The 21,256-nt window shown below is 44.8% G+C and carries 21 protein-coding genes and 1 riboswitch; of the genes, 15 read left to right on the forward strand and 6 right to left on the reverse strand.

All coding sequences use genetic code 11. The features are described from left to right. Window positions 1–42 precede the first annotated feature (42 nt). Entirely contained in the window at window positions 43–1,746 is a 1,704-nt protein-coding gene (locus tag ACFVQB_RS33175) for a right-handed parallel beta-helix repeat-containing protein (RefSeq protein WP_379449480.1), read from the forward strand. A gap of 46 nt (window positions 1,747–1,792) precedes the next feature. On the opposite strand, the gene ACFVQB_RS33180 is transcribed toward ACFVQB_RS33175, so the two are convergent. Continuing rightward, the gene (locus ACFVQB_RS33180) at window positions 1,793–3,544 is read right to left on the reverse strand and encodes an alpha-glycosidase (protein WP_379449482.1); all 1,752 of its coding nucleotides are present in this window, start codon (window positions 3,542–3,544) and stop codon (window positions 1,793–1,795) included. A gap of 245 nt (window positions 3,545–3,789) precedes the next feature. Beyond that, on the reverse strand, window positions 3,790–4,965 hold the full coding sequence (locus ACFVQB_RS33185; RefSeq protein WP_379449484.1) for a M20 family metallopeptidase: 1,176 nt from the start codon (window positions 4,963–4,965) through the stop codon (window positions 3,790–3,792). Window positions 4,966–5,145: 180 nt separating this feature from the next. Between ACFVQB_RS33185 and ACFVQB_RS33190 the strand changes: the two genes are divergently transcribed. The 3 genes from ACFVQB_RS33190 (at window position 5,146) to ACFVQB_RS33200 (ending at window position 8,470) form a co-directional block, all read left to right on the forward strand. After that, window positions 5,146–6,609: an ABC transporter substrate-binding protein/permease gene (locus ACFVQB_RS33190; RefSeq protein ID WP_379449486.1), complete on the forward strand. Its 1,464-nt coding sequence runs from the start codon at window positions 5,146–5,148 to the stop codon at window positions 6,607–6,609. Then, window positions 6,596–7,318, forward strand: a complete 723-nt coding sequence (locus tag ACFVQB_RS33195) for an amino acid ABC transporter ATP-binding protein (protein WP_379449488.1) — start codon at window positions 6,596–6,598, stop codon at window positions 7,316–7,318. Before ACFVQB_RS33190 ends, ACFVQB_RS33195 begins: the two co-directional genes overlap by 14 nt. A 284-nt stretch (window positions 7,319–7,602) precedes the next feature. Further along, window positions 7,603–7,799, forward strand: a riboswitch (cyclic di-AMP (ydaO/yuaA leader). A 2-nt stretch (window positions 7,800–7,801) separates the two neighbouring features. Continuing rightward, complete coding sequence (locus ACFVQB_RS33200) at window positions 7,802–8,470, forward strand: 3D domain-containing protein (protein ID WP_379449490.1); 669 nt, start codon at window positions 7,802–7,804, stop codon at window positions 8,468–8,470. A 131-nt stretch (window positions 8,471–8,601) separates the two neighbouring features. Here the strand turns inward: ACFVQB_RS33200 and ACFVQB_RS33205 are convergent, their stop codons facing one another. Continuing rightward, complete coding sequence (locus ACFVQB_RS33205) at window positions 8,602–9,390, reverse strand: polysaccharide deacetylase family protein (protein ID WP_379449491.1); 789 nt, start codon at window positions 9,388–9,390, stop codon at window positions 8,602–8,604. A gap of 154 nt (window positions 9,391–9,544) precedes the next feature. On the opposite strand from ACFVQB_RS33205, the gene lpdD reads away from it, so the two are divergent. From lpdD to ACFVQB_RS33230, 5 genes are all read left to right on the forward strand, one after another. Next, window positions 9,545–9,889: a prenylated flavin chaperone LpdD gene (lpdD, locus tag ACFVQB_RS33210; protein WP_379449493.1), complete on the forward strand. Its 345-nt coding sequence runs from the start codon at window positions 9,545–9,547 to the stop codon at window positions 9,887–9,889. A 129-nt stretch (window positions 9,890–10,018) separates the two neighbouring features. After that, window positions 10,019–10,690, forward strand: coding sequence for a PspA/IM30 family protein (locus tag ACFVQB_RS33215; RefSeq protein WP_024634017.1), 672 nt, complete (start codon window positions 10,019–10,021; stop codon window positions 10,688–10,690). 95 nt (window positions 10,691–10,785) lie between these two features. Then, window positions 10,786–11,187, forward strand: a complete 402-nt coding sequence (locus ACFVQB_RS33220) for a DUF350 domain-containing protein (RefSeq protein WP_063562809.1) — start codon at window positions 10,786–10,788, stop codon at window positions 11,185–11,187. 23 nt (window positions 11,188–11,210) lie between these two features. Beyond that, on the forward strand, window positions 11,211–11,717 hold the full coding sequence (locus tag ACFVQB_RS33225; RefSeq protein WP_379449496.1) for a DUF4178 domain-containing protein: 507 nt from the start codon (window positions 11,211–11,213) through the stop codon (window positions 11,715–11,717). An 11-nt stretch (window positions 11,718–11,728) separates the two neighbouring features. Continuing rightward, a complete protein-coding gene (locus ACFVQB_RS33230) occupies window positions 11,729–12,475 on the forward strand; it encodes a DUF4247 domain-containing protein (RefSeq protein WP_376037512.1) in 747 nt (248 codons plus the stop codon). Window positions 12,476–12,586: 111 nt separating this feature from the next. On the opposite strand, the gene ACFVQB_RS33235 is transcribed toward ACFVQB_RS33230, so the two are convergent. Beyond that, a complete protein-coding gene (locus ACFVQB_RS33235) occupies window positions 12,587–12,877 on the reverse strand; it encodes an HNH endonuclease (RefSeq protein WP_379449497.1) in 291 nt (96 codons plus the stop codon). Between the two features lie 172 nt (window positions 12,878–13,049). Here ACFVQB_RS33235 and ACFVQB_RS33240 point away from each other — a divergent pair, with 172 nt between their 5' ends. Beyond that, complete coding sequence (locus tag ACFVQB_RS33240) at window positions 13,050–14,318, forward strand: molybdopterin molybdotransferase MoeA (protein WP_379449529.1); 1,269 nt, start codon at window positions 13,050–13,052, stop codon at window positions 14,316–14,318. Window positions 14,319–14,325: 7 nt separating this feature from the next. Beyond that, the gene (gene mobB / locus ACFVQB_RS33245; protein WP_379449499.1) at window positions 14,326–14,871 is read left to right on the forward strand and encodes a molybdopterin-guanine dinucleotide biosynthesis protein B; all 546 of its coding nucleotides are present in this window, start codon (window positions 14,326–14,328) and stop codon (window positions 14,869–14,871) included. Between the two features lie 177 nt (window positions 14,872–15,048). On the opposite strand, the gene xerS is transcribed toward mobB, so the two are convergent. After that, window positions 15,049–16,140 (reverse strand): tyrosine recombinase XerS, encoded by a 1,092-nt coding sequence (xerS, locus tag ACFVQB_RS33250; RefSeq protein ID WP_257031372.1) that lies wholly within the window; start codon window positions 16,138–16,140, stop codon window positions 15,049–15,051. A 175-nt stretch (window positions 16,141–16,315) separates the two neighbouring features. On the opposite strand from xerS, the gene ACFVQB_RS33255 reads away from it, so the two are divergent. Both ACFVQB_RS33255 and ACFVQB_RS33260 read left to right on the forward strand, forming a co-directional pair. Next, a complete protein-coding gene (locus ACFVQB_RS33255; RefSeq protein ID WP_076289151.1) occupies window positions 16,316–16,804 on the forward strand; it encodes a GNAT family N-acetyltransferase in 489 nt (162 codons plus the stop codon). A 154-nt stretch (window positions 16,805–16,958) separates the two neighbouring features. Further along, a complete protein-coding gene (locus ACFVQB_RS33260; protein WP_379449502.1) occupies window positions 16,959–17,852 on the forward strand; it encodes an aldo/keto reductase in 894 nt (297 codons plus the stop codon). Window positions 17,853–18,362: 510 nt separating this feature from the next. Here the strand turns inward: ACFVQB_RS33260 and ACFVQB_RS33265 are convergent. After that, complete coding sequence (locus tag ACFVQB_RS33265) at window positions 18,363–19,241, reverse strand: aminoglycoside phosphotransferase family protein (RefSeq protein WP_379449504.1); 879 nt, start codon at window positions 19,239–19,241, stop codon at window positions 18,363–18,365. Window positions 19,242–19,589: 348 nt separating this feature from the next. Here ACFVQB_RS33265 and ACFVQB_RS33270 point away from each other — a divergent pair, with 348 nt between their 5' ends. Together ACFVQB_RS33270 and ACFVQB_RS33275 are read left to right on the forward strand one after the other, a co-directional pair. Next, window positions 19,590–19,865, forward strand: coding sequence for an acyl carrier protein (locus ACFVQB_RS33270; RefSeq protein ID WP_064637210.1), 276 nt, complete (start codon window positions 19,590–19,592; stop codon window positions 19,863–19,865). Next, window positions 19,846–21,243, forward strand: coding sequence for a hypothetical protein (locus ACFVQB_RS33275; protein WP_379449506.1), 1,398 nt, complete (start codon window positions 19,846–19,848; stop codon window positions 21,241–21,243). The genes ACFVQB_RS33270 and ACFVQB_RS33275 overlap by 20 nt, the downstream gene beginning before the upstream one ends. Window positions 21,244–21,256 lie beyond the last annotated feature (13 nt).

Genomic DNA, 21,256 nt, shown 5'->3' on the forward strand with positions numbered 1-21,256 from the left:
TGGCTTTTTTTGTACGAACATAAGAGGAGGCGAAATAAAAAAATGAACAACATTAATTTTACCTCTACTTACAATCCTAATTTGCAGGCTTTAAGCAGTACCGACGGGTATAATGCCGTCAAAATGAACGAAATGTTTGGTCAGGTCATGGGGAATATCGCCGCCATGCAATCCACGCTGACAGGCAGCCTTATTGATGTGAGGAGTTTTGCTCCCGGAGATGGAAGTGATCAGACAGCTCAGATTAAAGCTTTTTTTGACTCAGCACAGGAAGGGGATGTTTTATTATTTACGCCAGGGCATTATAAAGTCGTCAAGACGGGCTGGTTCTATACGTTTAGTGGCAGATCCGTCATTATCAAGGCACTGCCAGGAGCAATATTGGAGGTCTCGGACCAGGGACTCCGAATTGAAGGAAGCAATCATGTAGAGATAAGTGGCTTGACCTTGGTTCGTGCGACTCAAGCCGGTTGGAGTAAAAACAAGACAGGGCTAAACATCGAGAATTCGAGCAATGTACTATTGCAACATAATGATATTAGTAAATTTACCGATGGAATTGGAGTGAATGGTTCCAGCAGTCAAGACAATCCCGCCCGCAATGTCGTTATAATAAACAATAAGCTTCATCACTTGGGAGAAGAACCAATTGCAGTTCGGAGTCATTTGGTTTTTGTGGTGATCCGCGAGAATGACTGTTACCGATATCTTGGGGATGGCATACTGGTCAAGGGAACATGGCATGTTTCTATCACCGATAACTTTCTGCACACTCCTGTATTATCCAGTGATCCAGATTATGCTGCTTTTTCAGGCGGACAACAAGTGAATAATATGCCTACAGTTGGAGGTGGGATTACCTGTAACAATGAGGGAGGAGAGACTGGAGCCAGAAATCTGCATATACATGGCAATAGCCTGATTGGAACAGCATTTGGTGTGGGGCTTATCGGTTTCGAAGGCGCATTTGTAACCTCCAATGTCTTTAAGGATATCAAAATCACTTCTGTCATTTCCGTGTCTTTCTCCTCATCGAGATATAATCCAAATAACGTCAGCAACCATCTGTTTGTAATCCATGGCAACCTGATCGACACCATCTCTAGGCCAAGTGCTACTGCTGCCATTGAAGCAAAAACCAGTACAGGTGCAGAAGGTATGGACATCGGAATCATATCAGACAACATCATCATTCCGAGAGGAAAACACTGGGGAATTGTCGCGGATGGTCATATTATTGTAAAGGGCAATTACATAGCCGAAGCGGGCATAGCCATGGATATTGCCAATGGAGTAATTGCATCGAGCAACATCATTGAGCCAGGTTTTGAAACGACCAATCCTGACCGAATGGTCAGTTTGCATAATGATTGTACCTTTTCTCATAATTCAATTGCAGGAAAAGGTACATGTCTTCAATTACGCGGCTCCAACAACATCATAACTGGAAATCGTTTAAAATATGAGGGAACATGGTGGGCAGTACATCTGGATATAGTTAATAACACGGTGGAGGGCAACATCATAAGAGACAATATGCTGATGGTTACGGCAAGTGCGGCGGGACGTTACCTCTTTGGCACAAGTCCCTTGACAAATGGGAAAAATGTAGTCGTTGATCTGCTTCAGGATAATAATGGAACGTTATATCAATTAGTTAATGAAATTGTCATGCTTGGTCCGAATTCTACGCGGTGGAGAATCACCATAGATGCGAAAGGGGATTTGAAAACGACGAAGTTATAGCTTTAGTTCAACTCTTCGTCAAATATTCAGGAGTTTTCTGCAAGTATTAGCTCGGTTCCAATTGTCTATACAAAATGCGGTATCCGTAAGGATCAAGTTTAATATTCATCAATCCATTGGTGGGAACAACAGCATCTTCGGTTAGGGCATCCTTCCAGTCCTTGGTTTCCATCGGATGTGACAGGGTACATTCTTGCGGAGTATTGTTCATCCACACCGTAAAGTGAAGAGTATCATCCATACGTTCATAAATGATGCACGGATCATTATGATCAGCCTTTAAAAAACGGAAACGACCTTTGCGCAGAGCCTCGTTGCTCTTACGCAAATCAATCATCAGGCGGTAGAAATCATAAAGCTCCCGATCTTGCTTGGCAGGATCCCATTGCATGCATTTACGACAATCCGGATCACCTTCTCCGCGTAAACCAACCTCATCCCCATAGAATATACAGGGAGTACCAATATAGGTGAAAAGAAACACAACCGACAATTTTAATCTGCGTTTGTCTTCTCCAGCCCGTGTAAGCAGACGTGGGGTGTCATGACTGCACAGCATGTTAAAGATGACTTCATTCGTTTGTTGCGGATAACGCATGATGAGTGATCCCATCTCGTTAGCGAAGTTATAACCATCCATAGAACCACAGAAGAACTCAAGCACCTTGTCAGCAAAAGGGTAGTTCATCACGGAATCAAATTGATCTCCCATGAGCCAGGTCAGGGAATCACTCCATACTTCGCCTACAATATAGGCTTCCGGATTGGCAGTTTTGACCACTTTGCGGAAATCGCGCCAGAAATGGTTATCCACTTCATTCGCAACATCCAGTCGCCAACCGTCGAGTTTAATCTCCTTGATCCAGTATTCAGCCACATCAAGCAAATAGTCTTTTACTTCTGGATTGGCGGTGTTGAACTTAGGCATATTGCCATAAAACCCAAATGTATCGTAGGTAGGGATTCCATTCTTAATCTGAACAGGGTATTCATTGATATGAAACCAGTCTGCATATTTGGAATTTTTTCCATTCTTCAGGACATCCTGAAAAGGAGGGAAGTCTTCGCTGCAATGGTTAAAAACCGCGTCAAGCATGACACGAATTCCGCGGCGATGACATTGTTCTGCCACTTTTTTGAGCATTTCATTATCCCCTAAATGAGGGTCTACTTTTTTATAATCAACGGTATCGTATTTATGGTAGGAATTTGCTTGGAACAACGGGGTAAAGTAAATGGCATTAACACCTAGTTTAGTCAGATCATCCAGGTGATTGAGCACACCTTGCAGGTCTCCGCCGAAGTAGTTATCCAGTTCAGGTCGGCCGCCCCATTCATGGGTTCCTTCCGGGTTCAGGTCGGGATCGCCATTGGCAAACCTTTCGGTCATAATTTGATAGAACACGGCTTCTTTGGCCCATTCGGGAACCTTAAATACATCGATTTCATGAATGTAGGAAAATTCATAATATCCTCCTGTAGGATAGGGGGGAGCATAATGAATTCCGTTATCAGCCAGATAAATATTTTCGGTACCGGCGGTAATGCGGAAGATGTAAGTCAGACGCTTGAATTTGGGCTTGACTGCAGTTTCCCAGTAATCAAACATACTGTCGGAAGCCGCTTTCTCCAATTGAATTTCCTTATAGGTTCCATTCCAATCGTATTTATCACCAGTCAGTGCAGTCACATATTGCACATCGTCTCGCTTTGTTCGTACACGCAGGTGAATCGTCGAAGGATTATAAGCATAAGCCCATTTATCGCGGGGAACGTGATACATCGCTTCGAGCAGCATGACAACACCTCCTGAGCTCAAGATAAAGTTATAGCTATAAATAACCAAGTTAGACAGCATGTGAACCATAAGTGCAGCCGCCAAATGTAAGAATTTCAACATTTTTCAACGTTTTCTTTTCACAGCATTTCCAGCTTGTGTCCGTATATACGTATTTATGATAAACAAAAAGGGTGCTCCTTAAGACCTGAAATGCAGGTCCAGCAGAACACCCTAGTGTTAATACGCAGCAGTTTACGAAAAACTTAGCGACTGGCTTGCTTAAACTCTGTTTGAATGGTTTGCAGCAGTTTAGGTTGTGTAAGAACATCATAAGCAGTTGCAGCAAGTGCCTTGGCTCCAAGGATCATGCCATTCAGGGCCCGTTCCTGAAGCGCCAGATCACGGAATTCAATGGAATGAAGCGTATGAACTTCGTCCACAACACGGATATAAGGATGGATCGCAGGACAACGCAAGGAGACGTTACCGATATCCATGGAACCATGGTCGTTACCACTCACGATCTCCTCTTGAGTAATGCCGAGTTCAAGCAGATTAGCACTAAAAGCAGCAGATAACGATTCATTTGTGACCATCTCATCATAGGATGTCTCATAATTGGATGTAACAAGCCGGCATCCGGTTTGCAAAGCAGAACCTTCCGCAATCTGAATTACGCGTTGGGTGAGAATATTCAACTCTTTTCTCGTCGAGGCACGTACATAGAATTGGGCCGAAGCATAGTCAGGAATGATATTGGCTGCCTGTCCTCCGCTATTGATAACCCCGTGGATACGAACCGTACTTTTCACTTGTTGACGGAACGCATTAATGCCATTAAACGTCTGGATTACCGCATCCAGTGCATTGATGCCTTCATGTGGACTTGCAGCAGCATGTGAAGATTTGCCATGGAATTCAAATTGTACGGCATCAATAGCCAGGGAACTGCCAGATTTCTCATAGGCGTAATAAGGGTGAGCCATTAGCGCGACATCACAGTCATCAAATAAACCTGCTTCAGCCATAGGCACTTTAGCGCCACGCGTTTCTTCCGCTGGTGTACCGAACACTTTCAATGTTCCGCCCACTTCATCCAGTATGGACTTCAGACCTACCGCAGCTCCGAGGCTCATCATGCAAATTAGATGGTGCCCACAAGCATGACCGATTTCCGGTAGTGCGTCGTATTCACATAACAGGGCAATAGTCGGACCTGGCTTGGAAGCCGTATACGTACCGATAAATGCGGTGTCCAAGCCAAGGACAGGAGCTTCTACGGAAAAACCATGGAAGGCAAGTTCTTCTTTCAACCGAGCAGAGGCGAGATATTCTTCGTTCCCAAGTTCGGGATTGGCACCAATGTATGATGAAATCTCCTTAAAACGGGAAGCATATTGATCAATTACAGTTAGAATTTGTGTTTTGGTATGTGTCATGGTGGACTCCTTAGCAAAAATGAAAATAATTCAATAATTATATCATAGTTGCGGTTATTTTTCAGAAACGAGTCAGGATTTGTAATGTCGAAATGCATTGCATAATCATGCATTCTACTTTATAATGACTCAGGCATCAACAACAGAAAGCATACAAAGTATTATAAGGGGAGAACAGGGTTGAAATTGATTAGTCGTTACACCATGATGCTGCTAGCTTTTGTGATCTTGCTAACTATGGTTGCACCTGCTGCGTCGGCAACGGGAACTACAGGCAATTCAGGCAGTAAAAAGCTGGTGCTCGGAACAAGTGCCGATTTTGCACCATATGAATTTCATAAAGTCATTGATGGTAAAGACCAAATTGTCGGATTTGATATTTCCATTGCTAAAGAAATTGCTGCCGATCTTGGCGCAGAACTTGTAATAGAGGATATGGGTTTTGACGGACTTCTTCCTGCGTTGCAGAGTGGCCGTGTGGATATGGTCATCTCGGGAATGACGCCAACGGATGAGCGTAAAAAGAGTATCGACTTCTCCGATACCTATTATAAATCGAAGCAAGTCATCATGATTCGCAATGAGGATAAAGATAAATATCCAACCATGGCTGATCTGGAAAATGAAAAGATTGGAGTTCAAAAAGGCTCCATTCAGGAAACGATTGGCCAGGGAATCCCAGGCGCAAAACTGACAGCACTTGATAAAATATCCGATATCGTGCTGCAATTGCAGACCAATCGTGTGAATGCTGCAATCGTCGAAGATACGGTAGCTGCAGGTTATCTGGATGATGTTATTGGACTAGCTCCGGCTATTCCAGATGAAGAGCAGGTCGAAGCGGCAATCGGGATTCGCAAAGGCAATACGGAATTGCTGAATGCAGTGAACGGAACGCTGGAACGTCTGAAAAGCGAAAATAAAATCGATCAGTTGGTTACCGAAGCAAGCCAGTTGATGGCAGACAAGGTGAACAAAAGTCAAAACATTTTCGAAGTGTTCTGGCAGTACAAAAGCTTCTATGCAACAGGTGTAGGTTACACTCTCTTACTGTCTGCACTCGGTGTAATATTCGGAGTAATTATCGGTTTGATCATCTGTCTGTTCCGTCTGCATGACGTCTCAATTCTGCGTTGGATTGGAACAGCTTACGTTGAGGTTATTCGTGGTACACCGATGTTGGTTCAGTTGATGATTATCTATTATGGACTTGCACTGACACTTGGTATTAATTTTACGCCGCTTCAGGCGGGGATTATCACACTATCCATTAATAGTGGTGCCTATCTTGCCGAGATTTTCCGCGCTGGTATACAGGGTGTGGATCGAGGCCAGTTGGAAGCAGCTCGTTCCCTGGGAATGGGTAGAGGTGCGGCAATGCGCTTCATTGTGCTTCCACAAGCGTTCAAAGCGGTGTTGCCGGCGATCGGTAATGAGTTCGTGACCATTATCAAGGAATCCTCCATCATCTCGGTTATTGGTATGGTGGACATTATGTACCAGGCAAGTGTAGTAAAAAACATTACGTACCAAGGAATGAATCCATTCCTGATTGCAGCGGCCATTTACTTTGTGCTGACGTTCATTTTGTCCAAGCTGCTGGGTCGACTGGAAAGGAAGTTGAGTGCAAGTGATAGACGTTAGACAATTACACAAATCATATGGAAATAACGATGTGCTCAAGGGCATTAACGTAACAATTGGCAAAGGCGAGGTCGTCGTGGTCATCGGTCCGTCCGGATCGGGGAAAAGTACCTTTTTACGTTGTCTGAACCTACTGGAGCAGCCTACTTCCGGTGAGATTGACTTCGAGGGAGTTTCGATCACTGACCCCAAACATAACATTAATGCGACTCGTGAAAAAATGGGGATGGTATTCCAGCATTTCAATCTGTTCCCGCACAAAACGGTGCAGCAGAACATTACGATTGCTCCCATTAAAGTGAAAAAACAGTCTGCACACGAAGCGGAACAAATCTGTGCAGATTTGCTCAAGACGGTTGGCTTGTCTGACAAAAAAGACGCCTATCCAAATCAGCTGTCCGGTGGACAAAAACAACGGATAGCCATTGCAAGAGCTCTTGCGATGCAGCCGCATGTCATGCTGTTTGACGAGCCTACTTCAGCACTGGACCCTGAAATGGTCGGTGAAGTACTGGATGTCATGAAGCGGCTTGCAGAGGGCGGCATGACTATGGTTATTGTAACGCATGAGATGGGCTTCGCACGCGAAGTGGGTGACCGCATCCTGTTTATGGATGGCGGGGTTATTGTAGAAGAAGGAACGCCTGCTGAAGTGTTTGGTGAGCCCAAGCATGCACGTACACGTGACTTCCTCGCTAAAGTGCTCTAATACATCAAGTCATTATGGATGAAGATCAAGATGAAAATACAAAATCTATACTGCGGATGAGAATTTCATCCCCTCATACATCCCTGTCGATGACCCGTCGGCAGGGATTGTTTTGTTATGTGAGGACACGCACGGATTTACATAAAAAGTAACGTTTCTGTCATCAAAGATATAAGCTCAAATAGACAATTTTTTGAAAAAGCCGCTTGAATTCAGCATAAATGTTGAAGTGATTTAGCCAGATGGTAACATTTACTACGACTATTGGTTACAAAATTGTGATATATTTGTTCCTGCCGAAACTTCCGGAGTTGGGAGTGTGGGGGATGTAACGATGCAGAGTGTGCTTGGGGAAGAATCATTTGCACACGGCTTGGGGTGAATTAGGGCTACATAAATTCTTAATGTAATTGAACCTATAGGGTGGTTTCCTCCATCCGAATCCGACAACTAACTTCGCAGGCATAATGAGGGAGGAAGACCATGATTAACAAGAAACGTATAGCCAAAACAGCAACAGCATTGCTGACAGCAGCAATGCTCATCCAGGCCGTTCCGGCTCATGCTGATTCAGTTCATGTGGCCAAAGAGGGGGATACCTTCTACACCTTATCCAAACAATATGGAGTTGGACTTAACGCTCTTATTAAAGCTAACAATGACATTTCAGCTTACAACATTTATGGTGGTTTGAAAGTTACGATTCCTGGTAAAACAACGAACACAGCTTCTGCTGCTGCAGCTAAAACGGAGGCCAAAACGGTAACTGCCGCAAGTCTTGACGTTAATGCAGATAGTAAGGTTGTTCAAGCCTGGGGAAAAACGTTTGATTACAGCAAAGCTGTTGACGTAAAAGCAACAGCATACTCTGCGGACGCTTCCGAAAATGGAGGATGGGGTGCTGTGGACTACTTTGGTAATCCGCTTGAATTGGGTACCATTGCAGTGGACCCAAGTATCATTCCATTGGGTACAAAGGTACTGGTGACAGGTCATACACATCCAGGACTGCCAAAACAGGCATTTGTCGCTACGGCTCGTGATGTGGGCAGTGCCATTAAAGGTCACAAGATCGATATCTTTATTCCTGGCAGCAAGCAATCCGTGAGCACATTTGGTATTCAGGATGTTGAACTTTACATCTTGAAATAAAATCAAAGCGTAGCTGCACATCATCATATGTGACTCCAACTGAATCTAATTAAACAGTAAAGGGTGTTCTCCAATCACGATAATGTGATTGAAGGACACCCTTTTGAATATCCGCCTTCTGGAATCTTAACCTATTTGCCCTTTGGCAGTTCCAGCATTTCGTCCAAAGTCACCAGCTCGTACCCGCGGTTTCGCAATTCCTCGATGACTTCAGGCAACGCCTCGATGGACCCACTCAACTTCGATCCGACACCGCCTCCTGCATGCTGCAGAACAATGGAACCCGGTTTGACGGCCGACAGGATGTTTTGTTTGACTTCCTCTTTGGAAAGGCCCTTCCAGTCCAGGGAATCGACGTTCCAGTTCACAATGCTGTAATGTTGTTTGGCTGCCCATTGCAGCTGTTGCTCGTTAATATCGCCATAGGGTGGACGAATCATTTTGGGTGTGTAACCCGCCAGATTACGAATAATATCCCCGGTATGTAAGATTTGTTTGCGAAATGCATTCATGGACAGCTTACTGAACTCCGGGTGATTGTAGCTGTGATTGCCAACAATATGTCCTTCCTTCACCATGCGTTTCACCAAATCCGGATGTTTCTCAGCGCGATGTCCCACAATGAAAAACGTAGCCCGTACCTTGTATTTTTTCAAAATATCCAGCACCTGTGGGGTGAACCGAGGGTCAGGTACGTCATCAAAAGTCAGTGCGACCTTTTTAATTGAGGGGCCATTGGTTTTGAACGTATCTGCATATTTCTGCCTGAGCTGTCCCAGTGTCAGCTGTTCCTCTTCGGAAGAATCAGACTTCGAAGCAGGTTCGGTTTGCGGGCTTGAAGAAGCCCATAACTGAGCAGGAGCGTAACTTCCTCCCAGAAGAATGACCATGATGGATAACATGATGAGGCGTATACGCATGTTAGTGCCTCCTTTTCCCAAATTGCGTTCTCTTTGGTATGCCCGGGGCTTTCCGTATTTATGCATGATGTGAGATGTTTCATTGCTGATTCATTAAATCGGAGCCATAATTCCTCCATATATATTACATATTGAAAAGGACAGGTGGAGCAGGATGAGTACATACGACTTAAATTCCGTTCGTTTACAGGTGATTGAGGCAGGGGAAGACAAGGTATTTATGGTAACTGGAGGAAGATCACATATTGGGGCAGTAGCGACATTTTATCCGGACCGTGAACGGGTGAGTGGGGCTACGGTGCATATTCCAGGGCATAAGGAACAAGAACTGTGTGAAAGACTCGCACGTAAGGCTGCCCTGCAATTAAAAGTAACAGTGACTGTAATTTTGGGGATTCACTTTGATGCAATTACGCGGATGCAGATTGATGAGATTGTGCAGACTGCAGAGAAGCTGCTTGATGAAGAACTTTGCCAAACCGGTCGACTTATTCAATAGTTCCATCTAGGCTAAGTAGGCTAAAATCGTTTTTTATGATTTTTTTTGTTAAAATTGAAACGAGTAGTACATTGCCACGTATGTATGATTATATACAAGGATGAACTATCGACTAGGAGGAATACCATAATGTCCATTTTCAAACGATTGCGCGATTTAACGATGTCAAACATTAATTCCATTATTGACAAGGCAGAAGATCCGATCAAGATGACGGATCAATATATCCGAGATATGCAGGAAGATCTGGAAGATGCGGAGAAAGCCGTTGCTGCACAGATCGCCATTGAGAAGAAATTCAAGCAGCTGTTCGAAGAACAGGAAGCTCTCGTGAAGAAACGTGAGGAGCAAGCACATACAGCAGCGCGTGCACAGAATATGGATTTGGCCCGCCGGGCACTGGAAGAGAAAAAAGTCGCTGAAGAGAAGATGGCCGAATACAAAACAAGCTATGACCAAAATAAAGCTTCTGCCGATAACCTTCGTGGCAAGCTGGACGAAATGCGCAAACAATTGACTCAAATGAAAAACAAACGTGAAACATTGGTTGCGCGCTACAACGCTGCAAAAGCTCAAACCGAAATCAACAAGGCGCTGAACGGATTTGGCTCCGATACTGCAAGTGCCGGCATGAAGCGTATGGAAGAAAAGATGATGCAGATGGAAGCTCAGGCTGAAGCCAGCAATGAAATGTCGTCCAAAGGAAAATCGCTGGATGATGAGTTTGAGAAGCTGGGCAAGGATCAGGCTGTTGAGGATGAACTGGCAGCATTGATGAAGCAATACGAAAATAAGAACTAAACCTTGTAAGCAAGCAGGGGCAACAGCGGAGGAGAGACCAGCGTTTCTCCTTCGCTTTTAATTGCGGTTCATGTTGAAATGTGGGGGCTATGTAAATGGATTTGAACATTTTGGCAATGCTGGTCTGGACGTTATCGGGTTCGGTTTTGCTGTTTGTCTTGATGTATGTGGATTCTTTGTTCACGAAGTATAAGGATTTTGCCGAAGTGAAGGCCGGCAATATGGCCGTTACGACACGTATGGTTATGAAGCTGTTTGCTCAGGGATATGTACTCGCCACTTCCATTTCGACAGCAGGTCATCTTGGAGAAGCATTGCTGGTATCTGTTGTTTCATTTATCATTTTGCTGATTCTGGAGAGTGTGGTTCACTTTATGATTCGGAGATGGGCGAACCTGGATCTGGATACGGGAATACAGCAGGGCAAGACAGGTTACGGTTTGTTCTCGGGAGCACTACATATCGTGGGCGCATTAATTATCGCAGCTTGTTTATAAGATAAGGAACAGGAGTAATGGGCATGAGTATGTGGAAACGGATTAAAGGGATATTAGCCAAACCTGAACCGCCCCAGGCAGAGAAAACAATGCTTCAGCTGGCACCTGGTGATATCTGCGAGGTATCGCTGGTCACTTATGAGGTTGTTGGGCGGGTACATCATCGAGCACGGAATGCGGCTGTCCTCACGTTGCAGGATGGTACGGCAATCCGACATTTGCATATTGAAGAACGGGAAATGACCCGGTATGCCCTCTATACACCAATTGATGGCCGTCTTGATGCACCGGATGAGGTGCCTACGTTGCTGGATCTGGATGGACGTGCGTATCATCTGGAGGAAGAATACGGAGGAATGGTAACCACTGCAGGCAGGACACCCTATGGTCAGGCTGGGGAACAATTAGTATGGCAATATCAGTCTGATGATAACATGCTTTTGCGTGTGGAGTGGCAAGACAGAAGATTTACGCTGTATGAGGGTGAGTCCATTCTTCCTGCGGATATCAAAGTGATTCGTTCGAGCTAGGAGAGGTTCCAATGAAAAAGCGCTTGGCACATGGATTAAAATTAATGCTGGTCCTCAGCCTTGTGATGTCGCTGCTGTCCGCGTGCGGAGCACCTTCCGTTCAGGACACATATCCACTTGAATCGGTCAGCGGCAGTGGTAACACGACATCCTATGTGTACCGAGCTGCTGATCGTACCGTTCCAGAGGTCGCTCAGGAATTATCTGAACAGCGGAAGCCAGATCAGATCTCGGCGGAAAATACAGAGCGGATGTTCCTGGTGTATCAGGATCAGTATTATCATTTGCAGCAAGACCCGAATAAAGCGGAAGACACCTTGGTTGAGGTGGACTCCAAGGAATATGTTCGGCAGAACTATGATTCGTCCTTTTTGCAAGGGTACTTAACCGCAACATTAATCGGTAATTTGTTTGATTCTTTTGGGGGTAGAGGGTCCGGTACGTATCGGGGTTATACGAACAAGGACACGTACAAACCAAGGGAAGGTTCCTATCGGACACCGACGAGCAGCGATAAAAAGGTTGCTCCGCCGATTACCGTTGACCGGAAAGGGTCGATTACTCGGCGTGGTAGCGATAAGGATTCAAGCGTAGGCTCAGGAGGAGGATTATTCAGCAGAAATAAGGAACAAAGCAAAGGCACAATTGATCGTAATAAAAGCAGTGGTGGCCTTGGAGGATTGTTTGATTCACCCAAGAGCTCTTATAAAAAGCCAAAGACGAGGGTTGGCGGCGGCCGAATTATGAGGCGTAGATAGCACTACGCATGAATGGGGCCGCAATATTAAATCATTCGCAGAAGAACAGTGAAAAGGTAAGGTGGAGCAAGCTTACCACTGAAAATTACCTTGGACGCTGTTCTTTTTGTTTTAGGATTTGCGGACATGATGGGACTTTCGAACACGAGGAATGGTTGTAGCAGGTTGTTTGCGAATCCAGCGGATATAAGGAGCGATGCGCGCATCTTGCCTTAGTGCCTGTATCTCAGTTAGACCTAAGGCTATAATATCGCGATTGGTATACAGAGAATGAATTTGTTTGTGGCAAGGGATACAGAGATCGGCAGTAGGCATGTGCGTTCCACCCATTTCTTTCGGTGTCAGGTGATGGACTGTTGTGTCGACAGGCTCCCTTCCACATAATTCGCATCGTTGGTTCATAAAGGTCAGCTCCTTTCCTCTTACATATTATGGTCTGTCGATTCGTCTTTCATGTGAATGGTATGTTGGGGAGTACTTGTCACGACCTAGCTTTCGGGCTACACTTTCTAAAACGATCAAATGTCCCAAGGAGGTTCTATCACCATTGAAAATAAATTCACATTCAACGGATATGACGGCTGCGAAATTTATCCGTACGGCTATACAAGTACCGGAAGCGCAGGCGAAAGTTGCTGCTTATGTTAGTTCAGGTTCAATAGAAAAAGTAACACTTGAGCAAGCACATGGTCGAACGCTTGCTGAGACCATTCATGCTCCCCATCCTTACCCATTCTTTCGTCGTTCCGGAATGGATGGGTTCGCGATTCTTAGTTCGGATACGATTGGAGGATCCAGCGAGCAGCAAGTTTGGCTCCGTGTCATTGATGAAATTCCATGCGGGTATACATCGGATCTTACGATTACACCCGGTACAGCTGCTCGGATCATGACAGGAGCTCAGGTGCCGGAAGGCGCAGATGCTGTTGTTATGATGGAGATGACTGAAAGCAAAGAAGAGCATGGGGAACAATGGATTGCCCTGAAGCGTCATATTCAGCCGAATGCCAACATTACGCCAATTGGATTGGAAGTTCATGAGGGACAATTGCTGCTGGAAGCGGGGACGATCATCCAGGCAGGTGAACAATCCGTGCTGGCAACATTCGGCGTAGGCCAAGTGCCTGTATACAAACGCCCCAAAGTAGCCATTTTTGCAACAGGTACAGAATTATTGGAATTGGACGAGCCGTTGCAGCCAGGGCGTATCCGAAACAGTAACAGCTATATGCTTCGTTCTCTGGTCGTTGAAGCGGGGGGAGAGCCGGTTATGTATGGTTCGATCGCTGATGATGTGGATACCGCACGAACGAAGCTTGCAGAAGCGCTTGAGCATAATGATATGGTGGTCACAACAGGCGGGGTATCCGTAGGAGATTATGATATTATGGGTGACCTGGTTCGGGAAGGGAATATGGAGATGCTGTTTAACAAAGTGACCATGCGTCCCGGCAGTGTTACGACGGCTGCTGTGCTCAATGACAAGTTGCTATTTGCGCTTTCTGGCAATCCGGGGGCTTGCTTTGTCGGCTTTGAGTTGTTTGTTCGGCCAACGATTCGTACGATGCAGGCCGATGCTCATCCATATTTGGAAGAATGGACAGCCATATTGGATGATGACTATACAAAGGTCAACAATTTCACACGATTTGTACGCGGACGGACAGAGATACGTAACGGAATGGTGTATGCTAAACCTTCTGCCTCGCGTGTGGACGAATCCAGTGTCATGATTACAATTAAAGATAGCGATTGCCTGATCGTTGTTCCGCCCGAGAAAAAAGGTATTCCTGCTGGTGAACAGGTTCGAATTCTCAGACTTCCCACGGGTCATTTAAGGTAGGTCATACATGTCTGAAATAAGCAGCACTTCACCACATATCGTGCAGATTGTTGGATATAAGAACACAGGCAAAAGCACCTTAATTGCTGCACTTACCCGGTACCTTACCTCTTCTGGACGAAGAGTGGCTGTAATTAAACATGATGGACATGATCATTTTGAGATGGATCACGAAGGAACCGATTCCTACAGCTTTGCTCAGGCAGGGGCCGATGCAGTCGTTGTCATGTCAGAGAAACGTACTGCAATCATTGAAAGACAAGCGACTTCGTTGGAAGACATGATAAACTATCTGTCAGCGTATGACTGGATTCTCATTGAGGGATACAAACAAGCGCCATACCCCAAATTGGTCATGGTCCGTGAAGAGAAAGAACTTTCTCTGATCGAGACGTTACAGGATGTAATCGGGATTATCTCATGGATAGAGCATGACAAGGGAGAATATATGGAGGAAAGAGAGAACTACGTGTGGCATTCTGTTCATGAGACAGAAGATATAGCAAGATGGCTGGTCTCGCTCGAGCGTCATGAAGAAAAAAGAAATTTATGACGAAAGAATTATTATGTAAACTTAATGATATGAATTGTAACGAACTGATTGTACTTCTTTAAGTATATGAATGAATAAATATAAAAAAGCGATCCTTGCAGGACATTCTCCTGAAAGAATCGCTTTTTTAAGTTATCTTGTAAGCAAACGAATGCGTGCTTAAGCTGTAAAAATAGGCTACATCCCATCATCAGTACGACGTTCAATCGCTTCAGACATCGTTTTATCCGTGAGGTGAGCGTAAATTTCGGTGGTTTCCGTAGAAGCGTGTCCAAGCTGTTCTTTTGTTTTATAGATATCATTTTGCAAATAATAGTCGGTCGCAAAAGAATGACGCAATTTATGCACAGTCAGATACGGTTTGCCGAATTGTTTGGCGTACTTCATGATCATGGCCTGTATAGCCCGTTTGGTCATCCGACTTCCTTCGGAATCTCCATTGCGAAGAGCGATAAACAACCCTTTTTCCCGTTTGGGTGTACGGTAACGTGACTGGCGCAAATTGATATAGGTTGCGAGTTCATCCTTGGCTTGTTCTCTAAAATACACAGGCGTCTTAAACGTCTCATCATTATTACCTTTGCGATATACATACAACAGCTTATTGTTCAGATCCAGATCATCCACGTTCAGGTTTACCACTTCAGACACACGCAAACCCGAATTCAGAATGAGGCTGGCAATGCAGGCATCCCGTTCTTTGTTTAGCTCGTGCGAGTAAATCGCCTGTTTGTTCTTTTCCATATCCACCGCGTATCCTTCAAGGATGTATCCGATAAACTCCAGTAACTCTTCTTCTTCCAGAAGTTTACCCTTTAGTTTGGCTGCTGTATCTTTGGGTTTATGGGTACGTTTGATCTCAATCTTCGCCATAATGTTTCGTTTCAGTAGTGGGTAGAAGTCCTCGTCTTCCGCAATCTGACTTAAATAATGAAAGAGCGAACGCAGAGAAGAAAGCTTGCGGGAAACCGTGATTCTGGAGTTGGCTCCTTCACGCTTGGTGGCCAGAAATAATCGATAAGATGTTACTGATTCCATTCGAAGGACTTCCAGCTCAGTCAATGTGACTTCCTTGTTAGAGCTTGCCTCGGATAATCCTTCCGCACGCAACCAGCCAAAGAAAGCTTCGTAATCCCTTAAATATTCAAGTAGAGTAGAAGGAGATAAGTCTGGTAATTTATAGTCAATGAATTGCTGAACGAACCAAGGCATGGAAGGCAGTTTGTCATCCAGCTTGCGTCGGTCGATCTCTTTTTGCACATTGGTCAAGTTCGGCACCCCCATGTTAAAATAATTTCTAAAATATGCTATATCCTAGTTTACCATATTTAGATCGTCACAGCCTGTTCACGGAACCGGAATAATCCTGATTCATGCTTCCTTGCCCTTGGCAGTGTAAAGCTTTAATGTATGAGTTATAAGTAGAGCAGAGGAGGTGAACCGGATGAATATAAAAATAGAGCTGGTTCCCCGGGAACGCAGTCAGGTGATTCGGCACTTAATGCAATTTTATCTGTATGACTTTACCAAATATTTGAATATTGATGTGGATAGCAACGGTATTTTCCCGGAATACCCCGGATTGGACGCGTTTTGGTCAGAGGAAGACCGCAAGTTTCCTTTTTTGATTACGAGTGATGAGGCACCCGCGGGGTTTGCTTTGGTAGAGCGTTGTGAACCAGGCAGCAAAGATAATGACTACTATTTGACCGAGTTTTTTGTAATGCAGAAATATCGGCGTAGTGGCGTGGGTACCCGGGCAGCTTATGAGCTGTTTGAACGTTTTCCGGGAAGGTGGAAAGTAACCCAGGTTCGCAACAATGTCATTGCTCAGGCGTTCTGGCGAAAAATCATAGGGGAATACACGGGAGGCCGCTTTCGTGAGAAGTTTCATCCTGAACTGGGGAACCCGAGTCAGTTCTTCGTAACCTGATTCAACGGATGTATCTGTGTTGGAGGAAATAAAGTAGAATGAAAAAGTGGGTGTAATACCCAACATAAGGGGTAATACATACCGAAGACTAATTTGTACTATATGTACTTTCATTATCTGTACCCAAATTCACGAAGCTTGGAGGAAATGATCCATGGAACTGCGTAATTACGGAAACACTGGCATGAAAGTAAGTACACTTGGGTTTGGTGGAGCGGAGATCGGCAAAAACGTATCCAAAGCAGATGTAGAAACATTGCTTAACAGTGCGTTGGATGCAGGGTTAAATGTCATTGATACGGCTGAATGTTATGGGGATAGCGAAGAGTTGATTGGGGATGTGTTATCACATCGAAGAGACGATTATTATTTGTTTACCAAATGTGGACATGCCGCTGGGGTAGATGGCCCAGATTGGGACGCCAAAGTATTAGAGCAAACGATTGACCGTAGCCTTAGAAGACTAAAAACGGAATACGTTGATGTCATTCACCTTCATAGTTGCTCTGAAGAAGTGCTTCGGCAAGGAGCGGTTATTGAAGTGCTGCAGCGAGCCAAGGAAGCTGGGAAAACAAGGTTTATTGGATATAGCGGTGATACAACGGATGCCCTTTATGCGATTCAGACAGGCGTGTTCGACAGCTTAGAAACATCGCTCAACATTGCCGATCAGGAAGCCATTGATCTGACGTTGCCTGAAGCAAGAAAGAGAAATATGGGTGTTATTTCCAAACGCCCCATTGCCAATGCGGCATGGACGTATGACTCGCTTCCGGAGGAAGCATATCCCTTTGTATATTGGAAACGCTTAAGTGAACTTGGTTATGGTTTTCTGGGCGAAGATGCACAAACAGCCGTTGAAACGGCATTACGTTTTACGCTCAGTACAGAAGGGGTAGACACGGCAATTGTGGGTACAGCCAAACCTAACCGTTGGCAGCAAAATGCGGATCTTGTCGCCAAAGGAGCTCTGAGTAAAGAGTTATATAACGAGATTAGAGAACGTTGGAAAGAAGTTGCGGGAGCGGACTGGACTGGACGAACTTGAACTTGATTTATTCAGCTATAAAAATAGCGTGATTATCCCAAAGTCGCCTCAAAGGCGGCTTTTTTATTGGCAACAACCTTATATTTTCACTATATGAAAAATTCACAATAATAAAGCATACTGGTTATGTCCACGAGGAGCGCATGCTTCCGCCAGATTTTCATCCAAGAATTAAGGAGAGTTTAATCGTGTAGCTTCAAATGTTAACTTACCTGCACCTGTCTTCGCACACTATATTATTATTTCAATATATGAAAAATTCACAATAGAAAGATCAATTTACGCTCCCCAGTTCATACCTGCATCTCCACTACATCATCTCACCAACTCGTTATAACGAACTACCTTATCCTCGACTTCATGTCAACACCGAATTTTAATTAAAATTGCAAGATTTCGAGGTTAAATGGCATGGCTGAAAAATATATGATAAAGAAATCTACGGATAAGTACAGAAAGAAATCCCAACGCGGGGCTTGCGACCCGGTGGGATTTGGCAGATTCATAAGCTTAGAGCGATTTATAGTCACGAATAATGACATCTAATACATGCTTGCCCCAATTCGAGGCTTCCGAGCCTTGTTCATTCCAATCGTAGGAGATGAGTGCTTTCCACAAAGCCCAACCACGGGCACGATTAACCGTATCTTGGTCAACATTCATGCAGCTTAGGAATATATCGCGACTTACATCATCAAAAAAGTTCCAGGCCATCACAAGATCACTAGAACGATCGCCCACGCCCATAGTCCCAAAATCAATGACCCCGCATAGTCGTCCATCTTGCACGAGCAGATTGCCTACTGCAACATCACCATGGAGCCATAACGGTGACGCTTGAAATTTCGTTGCAAGGGCAAGCTCCCATATTTCAGTCATGAGTTTTGGATCGTATTGGCCGGATACCTTTTTAATGACGGTCCTTGTATCTGTATCGTAAACCGCTAAGTTCCCGCCGCGATGAAAATTTTGAATGCCTGCGGGTATGCCGTGACTAGCATCAATGGCTTCTAATTCTTTCAGAAATTTAGCGAGGTCTTCGGCAAATGTGCCTAGATTGAGTACATTGGCAGGCGTGACGGTCTCGCCTTCAATCCATCGGTTGATCGACCAGGGAAGGGGATAGTCGCCCGAAGGTTCACCTTGTGCAATGGGAGCTGGAATGGGCAAGGACAGGTGCGGTTTGAAAACAGGAAGCCACTTCAGTTCTTTTTCTACAGCAGAGGCGTAACGTTCGTGACTTGGTAAACGAATCGTCATTTCGTCTCCCAATCGATAGGTGCGGTTATCATGCCCGCTTTTTTCTACAGGTGTTATCGTTAAGCCTTTCCACTTCGGAAATTGACTATCGATTAATTGACGTACCAATTCAATCGTAATTTCAATCATGTGCTCGCCTCATTTTCTATAAAATGAATGGGGTCTAACGTAGTACATAAATTTTAACAATTTGTCTTGATCTTATCAAAGGGAGAAAATCGTCTAAAACGAAATGCGGAAGGCCGACGCTGGGAAGCCGCTAAAATAGCGGTTTTTTAGTTGCTGGAAGCCTTGTTGGGAGTGCGAAATCACAGGTTTTTATCCCTTGACATAAAATGTCATTATAAAGATAATAATTGTAACTTTGGAAGAGGGAGGGAGAAAACTAAACCCAAACCAGGTTTGTTTGAATGGCATATGTAAGCGTAATAATTTCGGTTGTACCTCACACAATTATCACTTTAAAGGAGTGTAGTTATGTACGATAAAATCGTAGATATTTTGTGCGCTATTAAAGAAGATCAACCGGAACTACGCCAATCCCTGTCCCCAGCAACGGAGCTCAATAACGATATTGGTCTCGATTCTTTGCAAATGATCCAGTTTATGCTCAAAGTCGAGGATCAATTAAACGTAATCATTGACTATGACGAATTCGATTATGAACATCTTCAGTCGATCGACACATTTATAACATTTCTGAAAAGCTGCCAGTCGCAAGAGCAATCCTTGTATGAAGATGTCCAGAAGTGAGGCCATGGGGATTCCAGCGATCGTTATGGGGACGTTTGATCCTGAAACGCAATGGAGGGATCCGAACTTAGCCAAGTTACCCGCTATGCCTGATAAGGACCGGGAATCCATTGTCTTATGTATGGACGAGCTGTTATTTCCATTTTGCGGGCCTGACGATATCCTCTACACCCGCTGTAAAATCGATCCAAAGTTGTACGAGTATCTGAACGGGTTAGGTTTTTCCTTTCGTACCCGTTATCTCTTTGATTTGAACGATGAGAAGAGTTACCTACCGGAACCGGACGTATTCAAGCAGTGTATGTTCAGTCTTGCTTCAGACGATCAAGAGTGTGAAGAGATATTGACCCACAACGTAAAACATCTATCTCCTTATGCCATTACGGCTGATACGGCGCAGTACCTGCATGCTGCTGGATCATTGGGTTCTTTGCCGGACCTTGAGACGGTTAAGCATGTTAATTCCAAATTCTACTCCAACCGACTCCTGACCAGAATCGGAGAGCAGTGTTATGGTACGGAAGTGAACAGTGTAGTAGAAGTACAGGCTGTCGGAAACACGCTGCTGAAGCGAGGGGCGTATTTGCTGAAAGATCCATTTGGTGTTTCCGGTAAGGGCAACATACTCATTGAAAATGAAGCCATGCAACGAAGGATAGCAGAGCACCTGGAAAAGCAGGAGAGAAGGGGAATGCGCTCGCAATTCCTGCTGGAACCACTGCTGAGAAAAAAACTCGATTTCAGCTCACACTGGTTCATTCATAAGAGCGGTGAGAGGGAGTTTCTTTCGGTTCAGCGTATGCTGAATCAGCAGCAGAATTACGGCGGTTCTATTAGAGCAGATGAAGCTTTGCTCCTTCTGCTGGAGAACGCGGGTTATTTCGATACGATGGAAAAGACACTTCGGATATTATTTAAAGATGGGTACCATGGTTTCGTTTGCTTCGATTCCATGATTCTGGAGGACGGGGTAATCGTGCCCATTGTAGAGATTAACGCCCGCAAGTCCATGGGTCTTATTAATGCTTATCTCGATAAAGGCTGGGAGATGTACGGCTACAGTGGCCTGCTTACCTTTCTGTCTCTCGGTCTACCTGAAGGTTTCACGTTTGGAAGTCTGCTGGACGCTCTGCATGTATCCGGTCTTCTATTCAGAGGGCAAGGTAGGTATGGAATTGTGCCTATTTCCTCTAACACCTTAATGGTGAATGATATTGTGACCTCTCGGCGAATATCCGAGGGAATTCAGAGTCATCGCGGAATGCCGAAGGGACGACTGTATATCTCGGTGGTGGGCCGTGACGAAGAACATCGCAGTGAACTGATCGTGAGCCTGAGGCAGGTACTCGCCGACTTGTCCATTAAAGTGTACAACTAAATCTGTAATGCGG

The organism is Paenibacillus sp. NPDC057886 (genome assembly GCF_042796655.1).
Classification (GTDB): domain Bacteria; phylum Bacillota; class Bacilli; order Paenibacillales; family Paenibacillaceae; genus Paenibacillus.

Bases quoted from the DNA above. Each gene is read 5' to 3' on its own strand.
- ACFVQB_RS33175 (WP_379449480.1), top strand. From the start codon at position 43: ATGAACAACATTAATTTTACCTCTACTTACAATCCTAATTTGCAGGCT.
- ACFVQB_RS33180 (WP_379449482.1), bottom strand. From the start codon at position 3,544: ATGCTGCTCGAAGCGATGTATCACGTTCCCCGCGATAAATGGGCTTAT.
- ACFVQB_RS33185 (WP_379449484.1), bottom strand. From the start codon at position 4,965: ATGACACATACCAAAACACAAATTCTAACTGTAATTGATCAATATGCT.
- ACFVQB_RS33200 (WP_379449490.1), top strand. From the start codon at position 7,802: ATGATTAACAAGAAACGTATAGCCAAAACAGCAACAGCATTGCTGACA.
- ACFVQB_RS33205 (WP_379449491.1), bottom strand. From the start codon at position 9,390: ATGCGTATACGCCTCATCATGTTATCCATCATGGTCATTCTTCTGGGA.
- lpdD (WP_379449493.1), top strand. From the start codon at position 9,545: ATGAGTACATACGACTTAAATTCCGTTCGTTTACAGGTGATTGAGGCA.
- ACFVQB_RS33215 (WP_024634017.1), top strand. From the start codon at position 10,019: ATGTCCATTTTCAAACGATTGCGCGATTTAACGATGTCAAACATTAAT.
- ACFVQB_RS33220 (WP_063562809.1), top strand. From the start codon at position 10,786: ATGGATTTGAACATTTTGGCAATGCTGGTCTGGACGTTATCGGGTTCG.
- ACFVQB_RS33225 (WP_379449496.1), top strand. From the start codon at position 11,211: ATGAGTATGTGGAAACGGATTAAAGGGATATTAGCCAAACCTGAACCG.
- ACFVQB_RS33230 (WP_376037512.1), top strand. From the start codon at position 11,729: ATGAAAAAGCGCTTGGCACATGGATTAAAATTAATGCTGGTCCTCAGC.
- ACFVQB_RS33235 (WP_379449497.1), bottom strand. From the start codon at position 12,877: ATGAACCAACGATGCGAATTATGTGGAAGGGAGCCTGTCGACACAACA.
- ACFVQB_RS33240 (WP_379449529.1), top strand. From the start codon at position 13,050: ATGACGGCTGCGAAATTTATCCGTACGGCTATACAAGTACCGGAAGCG.
- mobB (WP_379449499.1), top strand. From the start codon at position 14,326: ATGTCTGAAATAAGCAGCACTTCACCACATATCGTGCAGATTGTTGGA.
- ACFVQB_RS33255 (WP_076289151.1), top strand. From the start codon at position 16,316: ATGAATATAAAAATAGAGCTGGTTCCCCGGGAACGCAGTCAGGTGATT.
- ACFVQB_RS33260 (WP_379449502.1), top strand. From the start codon at position 16,959: ATGGAACTGCGTAATTACGGAAACACTGGCATGAAAGTAAGTACACTT.
- ACFVQB_RS33265 (WP_379449504.1), bottom strand. From the start codon at position 19,241: ATGATTGAAATTACGATTGAATTGGTACGTCAATTAATCGATAGTCAA.
- ACFVQB_RS33270 (WP_064637210.1), top strand. From the start codon at position 19,590: ATGTACGATAAAATCGTAGATATTTTGTGCGCTATTAAAGAAGATCAA.
- ACFVQB_RS33275 (WP_379449506.1), top strand. From the start codon at position 19,846: ATGAAGATGTCCAGAAGTGAGGCCATGGGGATTCCAGCGATCGTTATG.